Origin of the sequence: Colwellia asteriadis (assembly GCF_039523295.1) — a bacterium.
Classification (GTDB): Bacteria; Pseudomonadota; Gammaproteobacteria; order Enterobacterales; family Alteromonadaceae; genus Colwellia; species Colwellia asteriadis.
The window spans coordinates 367333-378974 of the sequence record NZ_BAAAFA010000003.1; the positions used below are offsets into that span (position 1 = coordinate 367333).

General features: G+C 37.8%; 9 protein-coding genes. 2 read left to right on the plus strand and 7 right to left on the minus strand.

All coding sequences use genetic code 11. From position 1 onward, the window contains the following. Positions 1-30 precede the first annotated feature (30 nt). The 4 genes from ftsL to ABD005_RS06445 all read right to left on the minus strand — a co-directional run bounded on the left by ftsL (position 31) and on the right by ABD005_RS06445 (position 4110). Complete coding sequence (gene ftsL / locus ABD005_RS06430; RefSeq protein ID WP_343816348.1) at positions 31-345, minus strand: cell division protein FtsL; 315 nt, start codon at positions 343-345, stop codon at positions 31-33. Positions 346-348: 3 nt separating this feature from the next. Beyond that, a complete protein-coding gene (gene rsmH / locus ABD005_RS06435; RefSeq protein ID WP_343816351.1) occupies positions 349-1299 on the minus strand; it encodes a 16S rRNA (cytosine(1402)-N(4))-methyltransferase RsmH in 951 nt (316 codons plus the stop codon). 94 nt (positions 1300-1393) lie between these two features. Then, positions 1394-1852 (minus strand): division/cell wall cluster transcriptional repressor MraZ, encoded by a 459-nt coding sequence (mraZ, locus tag ABD005_RS06440; protein WP_215981446.1) that lies wholly within the window; start codon positions 1850-1852, stop codon positions 1394-1396. A 434-nt stretch (positions 1853-2286) separates the two neighbouring features. After that, on the minus strand, positions 2287-4110 hold the full coding sequence (locus ABD005_RS06445) for an acyl-CoA dehydrogenase C-terminal domain-containing protein (RefSeq protein ID WP_343816354.1): 1824 nt from the start codon (positions 4108-4110) through the stop codon (positions 2287-2289). Between the two features lie 350 nt (positions 4111-4460). On the opposite strand from ABD005_RS06445, the gene ABD005_RS06450 reads away from it, so the two are divergent. After that, positions 4461-5489 carry a hypothetical protein gene (locus ABD005_RS06450; protein WP_252739022.1) on the plus strand — a complete coding sequence of 343 codons (1029 nt, stop codon included), beginning with the start codon at positions 4461-4463 and terminating at the stop codon, positions 5487-5489. On the opposite strand, the gene ABD005_RS06455 is transcribed toward ABD005_RS06450, so the two are convergent. The 3 genes from ABD005_RS06455 to ABD005_RS06465 form a co-directional block, all read right to left on the minus strand. Continuing rightward, positions 5486-6412: a Dyp-type peroxidase gene (locus ABD005_RS06455; protein WP_343816357.1), complete on the minus strand. Its 927-nt coding sequence runs from the start codon at positions 6410-6412 to the stop codon at positions 5486-5488. The genes ABD005_RS06450 and ABD005_RS06455 overlap by 4 nt on opposite strands. An 88-nt stretch (positions 6413-6500) precedes the next feature. Further along, the gene (locus tag ABD005_RS06460; protein WP_343816360.1) at positions 6501-7424 is read right to left on the minus strand and encodes a hypothetical protein; all 924 of its coding nucleotides are present in this window, start codon (positions 7422-7424) and stop codon (positions 6501-6503) included. Between the two features lie 16 nt (positions 7425-7440). After that, positions 7441-10350: an ATP-binding protein gene (locus tag ABD005_RS06465; RefSeq protein ID WP_343816363.1), complete on the minus strand. Its 2910-nt coding sequence runs from the start codon at positions 10348-10350 to the stop codon at positions 7441-7443. A gap of 304 nt (positions 10351-10654) precedes the next feature. On the opposite strand from ABD005_RS06465, the gene ABD005_RS06470 reads away from it, so the two are divergent. Continuing rightward, positions 10655-11449, plus strand: coding sequence for a peptidylprolyl isomerase (locus ABD005_RS06470; RefSeq protein WP_343816365.1), 795 nt, complete (start codon positions 10655-10657; stop codon positions 11447-11449). The last annotated feature ends 193 nt before the right edge of the window (positions 11450-11642 follow it).

The window sequence follows — 11642 nt, forward strand, 5'->3', positions numbered from 1 at the left end:
ATTTAGCTAACATCATTCCTAGGTTTATGATCACTGTAGGCTAATGATCACTTCTGAATTAACATCTGGTCGCTTCATTTGTAATAGCTTTTTAGCTTTGCTTTCTATCGCACTGTGTTCTGCAAGGCTATTCTGCTCCAACAACAAATTACGCCACTCGGTATTTAGTTCATCTTTTTTCGTTAATAACACTTCTAACTGACTCGTGCTTTGTCTATTAACGTGACTATAATAAATCACTGAAAATGCTGATATAACCACTAAGAGCAGCAAAATATAAGTCATGCTATGTCGAACAAGATCATGCCAAATATCAAAGACTAAAGCGGCTTTACGCGCTGTCATAAGTTAATCGTCGACTCTCGCCAGTCGCGTTGCAATACGTAACACTGAACTGCGTGAACGAACATTTTCTTCCACTTCCGTTTTACTCGGCTTGAGTTTTCTACCCACTAACGCTAATTTTTTGCCTTTATGCAATTCAGCTTCACTCACAGGTAAACCGCGCGGTACTTTTTTAGGTTGCGAATGCTTTTTCATAAACTGTTTTACCAGTCTATCTTCAAGCGAGTGAAAGCTAATAACGACTAAACGGCCGTTTTCAGCTAAAACATCAAGCGATGCCGCTAAGGCTTTTTCAATTTGTTCAAGCTCACTATTGATATACATGCGAATCGCTTGGAAGCTTCGTGTGGCAGGATGCTTTTTAATTTCACGCTGTGGTGCGGTGGCTTTAATTAACTTAGCTAGTTCACCAGTACGTGTTAATGGGTTTTCTTCGCGGCTATCAACAATCGCATTAGCAATACGCCAGGCATGTTTTTCTTCACCAAAAGTTCTTAATACCCATGTAATATCTTCAACATCGGCTACAGCTAACCACTCTGCTGCAGTTTGGCCACGACTTGTGTCCATACGCATATCAAGAGGACCATCTTTCATAAAGCTAAAACCGCGATCGGCTTCATCAAGTTGTGGTGAAGACACACCTAAATCTAATAAAATACCATCAACTTTTCCGGTAAGTTGACGTACTTCAGCAATATCAGCTAAATGAGCGAAGCCTTGGTGTTCAATACTAAAACGAGGGTCATCTTTGAATTTATCTGCGGCAGCAATAGCGCTAGGGTCACGGTCAATAGCAAGTAACTGACCTTGTTCTGAAAGTTTCGATAAAATTAGCGTTGAATGCCCACCACGACCAAAAGTGCAGTCGATATAACTTCCTTCAGGATTAATTGCTAAGCCGTCTACCGCTTCATTTAGAAGTACAGAGATATGTGTTGTATCAAATTCCATATTGTTATTTTTAGAACCTTTTATAAGCATTTTTATGGGTGAAACCAGATTACCTTTAGAACATACACGTTCACTTATTTAACAATGATGCTAATTACAGTGATAAGTCGAGCAAACGTTCTGTTAATTCAATTTCACCTGATTGTATTTTGCTAATTCCCTGTTGCATTTGTGCTTGCCAAGCGCTCTCATTCCAAATTTCAAACTTTTTCAATTGGCCGACTAACATAATATTTTTTTCTAAACTAGCGTGTTGCCTTAATGGTCCGTTAATTAATAACCGACCATTTTTATCCATATCGCAGTCACTGGCATTACCCAAAATAACTTGCTGTAACAAACGCTCTTGTGGGTTCATGCTTGATAAACTACATAGCTTTAACTCTATTTCTTCCCATTCAGGGAGTGGATAAAGTAATAAACAAGGATGTTGAATATCAACGGTACAAATCATTTTTCCTTGGCAATCAGCAAATAGCTCTTCACGATACTTTGTTGGTATCGTGATCCTATTTTTGCTGTCAAGCGTTATTGCGCTGGTGCCTCTAAACATATGTTTTATAACGTCACTTTAATTAGTTACTTCATCACATCATTTATTAGAAAAAATGTTCTACCGAAAACACTTCGATCCACTTTTTCCCACTTTTTTCCACATTGGTACAGTTTAGAGAAAAATACAAGGGCCTGTCAAGTAAGCAAAATGAAAAATAAGCAGACATCGGTTAACGATAACGTCAGTAAAATAAAGGCATTCAAGGAAGTAGATGAATTTGTGGACTTTTGTGGAGGGCCCCCCCAAAAAAGTCATAAAAAAAAGAATTAATTATGACTTTTAGTAGAATAATTCACCAAGAAGGTAACTAGAGGGATAAAAAGGTAAGTGTTATCCCAATGAGGAAAATTTGACTCGTTGGGATATTAAGGCAATGCGACTAAACTAATTCAACGTTAAGCGTTAATAAGTGCCTAAAGTTAGGTGAAGTATTAAAACAAATCATCGTCAATATTAAATAAACAATCGCTACGGGTATTAATTGTTGCCATTAAAGAAAGTCGTCTTGGTAACAACCGAGTAAAAAAGTATCGTGCTGTGTGTACTTTGCTTTGGTAAAACATTTCGCTTTGCCCCGCATCTTGCTGAGTTGTTTTTTGTAATGATGATTGCGCCATTTTCATCCAAATATAAGCCATTGCGGTGTAACCAAATAAATGCAAATAGTCATTAGCAGCCACACCTAAGTCATTTAAATTGACATCTGCCTGCTTTATAAGTGCCGACGATACTTGACTAAAGTCATCAAGCGCTTGTGATAAAGGTTGAGCAAACTCAGTAAGCTGACTATCTCCTGTAACCGTTTGCAAGTAACTACGCACTTCATCGATAAAAATATTAACTAACTTACCTTGAGAGCCTACAACCTTTCGCATGAGTAAGTCCATGGCCTGAATACCATTAGTACCTTCATATATTTGCGTTATCCGCGCATCACGCACTAGCTGCTCTTGCCCCCATTCACGAATATAACCATGCCCACCAAAAACTTGTTGCCCTGTTACGGTATTTTCAAAGCCAAGGTCGGTGAAAAAAGCTTTCGCTAAAGGAGTCATTAACGCTGATAATGCTTCGCCTTTTGCTTGCAGCTCGCCTGAGCCGTAGGTAGCATAATCAAGCTGTAAAGCAATATAGCAACTTAATGCCCGCGAGCCTTCATTTAACGCTTTCATATTTAGTAGCATGCGACGTACATCACCATGCACCATAATACTATCAGCATTATTTGCACTTTTCGTTGTTTCATTTTTAACTAAAGCACGACCTTGTTTGCGATCTTTCGCATACGCTAAGGCATTTTGATAAGAGCGCTCCCCTGCTGATAAACCTTGAATGCCAACACCTATGCGCTCAAAGTTCATCATAGTGAACATGCAAGCTAAACCTTTATTAAGTTCACCAATTAAGTACCCTTTCGCACCATCAAAGTTCATAACACATGTAGCCGAGGCGTGAATGCCCATTTTATGTTCAATAGCACCACAGCTCACCTTATTTGGCTCACCTAAGCTTTGATCGTCATTAACCAGTATTTTAGGCACTAAAAATAGCGAAATTCCACGAGGTCCTGCAGGTGCGTCTGGTAATTTGGCTAACACTAAATGAACAATATTTTCAGTTAAGTCATGTTCGCCACCGGTGATAAATATTTTACTACCGGTTACGCTATAACTATTATCATCTTGTAATACCGCTTTGGTTTGAATTAACCCTAAGTCTGATCCCGCATGCGCCTCTGTTAAACACATTGATGCTGTCCATTGACCTGAGTACATTTTAGTAAGAAACTTCTCTTTAAGCCCCTCGCTACCATGTTTCGCTAAAGATAAACCCGCCCCTGCTGTTAATACAGGATATAAAGCAAAAGCAATATCGGCACTTGAGAGCATTTCTTCATGAAAAGCGGTTAACACTTTAGGCATCCCCATGCCGCCATACTCAACATCGCCACCCAAGCCACACCAACCGCCTTCAGCGTATGTAGCAAATGCTTCTTTATAACCTTTTGCGGTAGTTACTTTACCGCCAATACCGTTGTCATTAAGCTTGAAGCTTACACCTTCTTCGTCACCTTCTCTGCTTATTGGTGCAATGGCTTGCTCTGCAATTTTTGCGCACTCTTGTAAAATAGCGCCAGCAACGTCTTTATCAAGCTGTTCTGCAAGTTGAGGAAGGCTTCGCCAAACTTCATCGACGTTAAATACGTCATACAAAAGAAAGTCCATATCATTTAAGGGTACTTTATATTCAGTCACTTTAACCTCTCTGTATTGTTCAATAGCTTAATAAACGGTTTGAATAATTTGTGTTATTACTATGCAGCTCTGTTAGACCAGCCAAGAAAACAACCAATTAAAACACCTGTTTTAATATAACGAATTTATCACCAAAGTAAAGCATGCCAAATAAACTTTACTATCTATTGAAAATTTTTCCGTAAACAATGCTCTAAAAATAAATCACGTATATACTTAAACTAAGCTTAAGTAACATCATGTTATTAATATTAATTGTTTGGTGATTTTTGCAAGTATAGTCACTTATATTAAATATACGCTGTAGCACTAAAAACAGCGCGCCACTAGAAACGTCCAATGGAGAACACATGCCAACGATAGTTGATAGGCAACACCCTTCCTTATTTAGAGCCATGCAGCCTTTGGCTAACTTAATGGTGTTGTTCTGTTTATTCGTTGTTTCTACCACACTTAATGCTCAGCAAACGTACTTTAATAAAGCGGCTATCGATAAAGGTTACCAATTTACCTATCAGTGGCTCGATTATAATGACCAAACCCAAAAGCTAAGTTTTCAATTAACACAGCAAAGTTTATTTGACCGATTCAGACAGTTAAAAAGTTATCAAGCCAGCTATGCTCAAAAGGCTATTCTACGTCGCTTAAAGCAACATTTAAGAAAAAAACCAGTACAAGGTGTACAAGTCAGCTTTCGGCAAACTAATGGGGAATATCGCATTAATGTGAAAGGACAAGATCAACAGAAAGTATCTAAAACTTATCAACAATTAATAAAACTAGAGTCAACAATTCAACAACAATATTTTCAAGAGAATTATTATCAACCTTTTACTAACCACGATAACATTACCGGTATAAAAGTAGATCACGGAGCAATAGCTAATGACTCTGTTGATGATTTAAAACTGATGAAGCCGATTATATTAGAACAAGTGTCTATTCAAAATATTCGTCAAGTAACAAATTATGTATTAGGTTTTGTACAAAGTATCCCTTATAGCCCTTTAGAGTCACGTATTAACTCTTCTGGCTCAGGCTTTAACAATCCTACGAAAGTATTGTGGGAAAACCAAGGGGATTGTGACAGCAAAATGACATTAACCGCGAGTATATTAAGGGGGCTTATGCCACGGATTGAGATGGCTTTACTCTATATAGATAAGCATGCGTTTATTGGTATTTCAATTCCAAGTGAGGCGGGTGAAGTGAGTATTGAACATCAAGGTGTTCATTATGTACTAGCTGAGCCAACTGGCCCAGCTTTATTGCCTTTAGGTCAACTAGCGCCTGAATCAAAGCTTGCCATAGACCAAGGCCGCTATACGGTTGAGCCTTATCATGAAGTCATCAACAGCACCGCCAATAATGACGATTAATTTTCTGCTAAAGCTTTCAAAAAGTTTAAGCTTGGGGCGAAAAAAGCTGCACCTGTTTCTGCTTGAGTATATTTAAGTAAGTGATCTGAATGTCCTTCACCATCGCCATGCACCATGCTTTTTAGCATTAATTCAAATGGTTTAGGAGAGTGACAATAAGAGACAAAAAACAAACCTTTTCGCTTCATATCCCCGTATGGCATACTTTGTCGTAATATTTCAAGGCTGTTACCATTTTCGTCTTTTAAACTAGTGCGCTTGGTATGTGCAGTTAACGGTTTATTTTCACTTTTATACTCAATGTTATCGTATTTCGTGCGTCCATAAACATCTTCTTGCTCATGCTCCGCTAATGAGTTCCATAAACGGATATTATGCTCATAACGCTGAACATGCAGATAACTACCACCAGCAAATAGAGGTTGATCTTGCTCTTTAACAAGCGCCACTTCACGTCGGTGTAGCCCTTGTGGGTTTTCCGTACCATCAACAAAACCGGTAAGATCTCGACCATCTAAAAACCGGAAAGCTTGGATCTGTTCGCTTAACTCAACACTTTCGGCAAAAAGCTGACATATTTTAGTACTAACAATATGATTAACATCGGCCCTGTCACTGCGTATTTCAACATAAATATCATAGCTATCACTTGGCGCAACACGATCCCCACTATGCATAGCAGGAAAAGGGGCAAGTGAGTCAGGACGCGCCTGAGGATAGAATTCATCCCAGTAAGCAGCCCCAATAGCAACAACGCCAATGAGGTTAGCTTCAGAGTAACGATCGGCATAATCATCAAATAGTGCGGGTAAACGTGACAATGCAGCGCGAATAAAAGCGTTTTTGTCATCTAAAACATTAAACAGCAAGTAACTACCATGTAAGTTTGGCTCTGCACATATACCAAATTGTTCTCTAGCCATTTAATACCCTACTTTAAATAATAATTGATGGTTTATTTTACACAAAATTGTTCTTTTAACACAATAATTTAAGCTATTATGGACGTAATTACATAACACTCCACAAGCCTTCATCGTTACGACACATCAGCTCTGTAAGTACTTCTTTTTCTTTAGCAAACGAGTTCTCAAACGTGAGGTGATAACATAATTTTTCATATTTAGTAACCTTCTCACCTTTGGTAATAGTTCCTCTATTGCCACTTTCAACGTTATACCAAACAACCTTAAGCTGGCTGGAATGTTCAAGCAGTAAAATAACCTTTTCTTGCATTAATGCAACATCTTTAGCGGTTAATTTTTTAGCTGAACGAGAGCTTGAGTCAACAATTCCGCTTAACCCTGAAACCACTTCAAAAGGCAAAGACACAACCCCTTTTAAAAAACCCGATACTAAACCGCTACTTGCCTCGCTACCTATAGTTTTAGCACTAATAACAATATTCTCAGCGCGCGTTAAATATTGGGGAATATATTCTTTAGATTGCTCTATTTCAGCTAAGTATTGTGTTGAATGAGGCCGCCAAAGTGTCGCTTCATTGACAACATTTTGCGTTGTAACGGTAATATTATCTATACGTTTAAAAATGTGTGGCAATTGCTTTTCAATAGACGCTAAGTTCTGCTCTACTAAAGCAACTTGTTTAAGTATTGCAGGGATTTGCTGTGAGTAATGCTCGCTTTCCCTTATAACTTGCTGGATAACTGGTAAGGTCGCTGAGACTTGCGTTAAAACAGTCGGCACTTGCGTTGCTAATTGCTCCCTAACTAAAGTAACTTCTGCTCGAACTAAAGCAACCTCGTCAACTATACGATCAATTTCAGGGCTAATATTATCAACATGTTGCACAGTATTATTAATAGTAGTCAGTATTTCTGGAATATAGCGACTAATATTAAATAGCGAGGCAGCTAAAGCGAATAGTGCCAATGAAAAGGTAAGCTGTATAAGTGATATATTTTTGGGCATCATATTTGAGCATTATTCACTAGGCTGACTGCACTAAAGTTATTTCATCGATCAAGCAATGGATAAGATCATCAATAAAGCAACTTTGCTGTTTTTTCTCACTTGCTGTTAGCACGCGTTCTTCACTGCTTATTTTTTTAAGGTAACTATCAAGCTCTTTGGCTGCTTGACTTAACTCAGTAAAACCAAACATTTGTCCCGCCCCTGAAATTCTATGTACAGTCTTAGCGAGTAACTCTTGGTTATGACTTGTTAAGTAATCGGTTAGTACCTTAAGCTCCTCTTGTAAGCTTACTTTAAAATCTTGCGTTAAGTCTTTTAAGCTTAAACTTGCTAACTTTGCTGTTGCTTTTGAAGCATCGATATTAGGGTAGTGTTGAGCAATAGTATGAATAAAACTTTCTCTTTCGATAGGTTTTTTCAAATGCCCATTAAAACCAAGTGTAATATATTGACTTACTTCATGTGACATTGCATTCGCCGTTAAGGCATAAATAGGTTGTATAAAGCCAATTTTTCGTAGTTGAGTAAATGCCGTAATGCCATCCATTTCTGGCATCTGGATATCTAATAAAACTAATCTTGGTTGATGTTTCTGGCATAACTCAATCGCTTCAAGACCATTTTTAGCACAGAACACTTCAAGTCCTAGGCTCTCAAGTAACCGTGCGATTAGACGTCTATTATCATCATGGTCTTCAGCTAAGAGTATTTTGCCCGTAATCTGTATTGGCTTTACAGCTTCACTCTCTAGTGCTTTATGTGTTTGTTTATAGTCTACTGGCTCAGTCTTTGCTATAACCGAGCAAGGCAATATAAATGAAAAGCAGCTACCTTTTCCGGCTTCACTTTGTACAGTGATTTCACCGCCCATTAACCTCGCTAATTCATTAGATAATGACAGCCCTAAACCTGAGCCTCCAAAGCGTCGACTGATGCTGCTATCAGCTTGTGTAAATACCTCAAAAACCTGAGCTATTTGCTTTGATTTCAAACCTATTCCTGTATCTATAACGGTGAACTTTAGTCGGTCTATAGACCAATCTACGGTTAAGGTAACACTTCCCTTGGCAGTAAACTTAATCGCATTGGAGCACAGGTTTATTAAGACTTGCCTGACTCGCCTTGCATCAATATTAATAATAAATGGAAAGGAAATTTGATGTTGTATTGTAAAAGTAAGACCTTTACGTTGTGCTTGCTCTGCAAACATGTCACCTAACTCTTGGATGATAACTTCTAGGTTTTGCGGTCTTAACTCAAGCTGAAATTTTTCTGCTTCTATTTTACTTAAATCTAAAATATCATTAATTAGTGCTAATAAATGCAAGCTATTACCATGAATAACGTCAACCTCTTTAATAAGATCTTCATGGTTAACATCCCGGTGAATTATTGCTTCGGCATGGCCGACAATAGCTGTTAACGGGGTTCTTATTTCATGGCTCATATTCGCCAAAAACTGGCTTTTAATCTTATTCGCTTTCCTTAATCTTTTACCTGTTAACTCTAATTCATTGGTTCGCTGCTGTACTCTTTTTTCTAATACGGCTGTGACACGACTCTCAAGATAACGACGATAAACAAAGAAGATTAACAACAAAAGCAAAACCACCGATAACAGTATAAAGCTTCGTCGTTGATCCGTTTTTGCTGATTGTAACTCTTCTAACCTTTTCGCTTGGCGCAACTGTATAACTTGTTGTGCTAATTGCTCTGATTCAAACTTAGCCAACTGTTCGTTTAGCATTAAGTTATCTGCTTCATGCTGGTGTCTTTCGTGAGCATAAAAGTCATTAAGTGCATTTTCCTGCTGGCCTAAACCAGCATATATCAAAGCGGAAATAGCCAAGTTATCAATCAAAATTGTTTTGTAATTAATTTTTTTAGCAATAGCATTAGAGAGCTCGATACTCTCTTGAGCTAATAAAAACGCCCCCTGAAAGAAGTAAATTTTAGCCAATACTTGTAAGCTACCAGCATGGGCCTTTTGATGCCCAACCTGCTGACTTAAGACAATTGCTTTTTCAGCATACTTTTGGGCTTTTTTATAATCACCTAAAGAAGTATATACTGCGGAAATGTTATGAAATTGTGATGCGGTATCATGCCGATGGCCTTGCAGTTGAAAATAAGTTAACGCTTCTAAAATATTTTTTTCAGCAAGTTTGTATTGTCCTGAGTACTTATAGGCAATACCTAAACCTGCAGTTGCTTTAGCAGCACTTAACTTATCCTGAAATTGATTAAACTGTGCAATAGTTTCTTTAAGCATACCAATTGCAATACCAAAACGTTTAAGATTGACATGCAGTAGCGCAATATTAAAACGTACATCAACCTTATCAGCTTCACTACCGTAAGTTTGATACAAAGCTTCAGCCTGTTGATAGTGATATAGCGAATTAGTACTATCTCCCATAGAACTAAAAACTAAAGCAAGATTATTAAATAAGTTAGCGCGTACAAGAGCGGTTTTACTATTATTAAAATCGCCTTTATCATTATAAAATGCCAAGGACTGCTGATAATGCAATAACGCTTTATCTAGCTCCCCCTGATAATAATAAACCACCCCCAAAAGATTATCAGCCTTAGCAATAAGTGAATTATCTTCTATCTCTTGCACGATAGCTTTCGCTTGTAACGCTTGCTCTATCGCTTCTTGGTAACGTGTGAGCACATAAAGCAACTTTCCTTGCTCAAATAATACTGAAAACTTTTGCTGGGCTGATAAACCGCTCGCCATAAATAGTTGTTGTAGTTCTTTTAAGGCATGGTTTTTATCTGCAGTATTACTAATAATAAATAGCTGTTTATTAAAGTCTTTATGATAAGTGCTTATATTACTTTCTGTATGCACATTGGCTGAAGAGGGGGTGACGTTGCCAAATAAGCAAAGCAATAGTAGAAAGTAGAACTTTTTCATTATTATAATTTACGCTGTTGGTTGCTATACACAGAAAAACTGCATTAGATATTGCTCACTCCAAAGCCCAATATACTGTCTTGTATTAAAACGGCAACGACCCATCCATGCACAACATTCAAAAACTAATCAATACATTTATGTTTATAGCATTTATCGCGTTCAAAAAAAATAGTTATCCCGCTTTAGTGTATACAAACTGAAATAGAGTCCAGCATTACAAGTTAATAACATATCACTCTTGTTTATCTAGGTAGTGACATTTATTATGCTGACGTCTTAATAATTTTAAATAGAGTCTGATATGCAAAATACAAAAAATAAACTTATGATGAAAAGCTTGTTAGTTAGCACATTATTATCATTTAGCGCATTAAGCAGTGCAACCATTGTTGAAGTAACAACATCACAAGGCCCTATTACCGTAAACTTGTTCGATAAAACCACACCAAAAACTGTTGAAAATTTTTTAAATTATGTTGATGAAAATCATTACACCGACTCAGTTATTCATCGCGTTGTTACCGACTTTATTGTACAAGGTGGTGGTTTTGAGTTTACGGGGGCTTGGCCATTAGCACCATTAGCGGCAAATGCCAGTATTATTAATGAACCTGTTTACTCAAATGTTAAAGGCACTATAGCCATGGCAAAGCGTGGCGGTAATGTTAACAGCGCGACTAACCAATGGTTTTTCAATTTAGAAGATAATAGCGCTAACTTAGATGTGCAAAATGGTGGCTTTACCGCTTTTGGGCAAGTTATAGGTGATGCAAGTTGGGAAACATTAGAAAAAATAGCGCAACTGAGTCGTTGTAATCAAGGAGGCCTAACCGATATTCCCGTTGTTAAAGAAGAAAGCCAAACTTGCGCCGATCTATCAGCCCCTGGCATTGAAAACTTTGTACAAGTACAACAAGTCACCATTATAGATAGCTCAGAGGTAACTGATGCTAATCTTACGCCTAAGAAAAACACCTTAATTATAAATCAGCCAACGACACCTGACTCATCAAAAAGCAGTGGTGGCTCATTCGGTTGGTTAGCCTTAAGCGCTTTAGCATTTATTGGTGTAAGACGCCGCTTGTCATCAAAGTAGCGTTATCCATATAGCGTTAACTCTCAACAAGTAAACAAACTCCCAATAAAAAAGCAGCTATCACGCCAATGCCGATCAGTTAAGAGAATGATCGGTTGACCGATCCAAACGATCATGCAAAATCCGTAGTTAGGAAACTAACTACGGATTTTTTTTGTGAATATTGAACAAGCATTACAGACCACACTTGAAG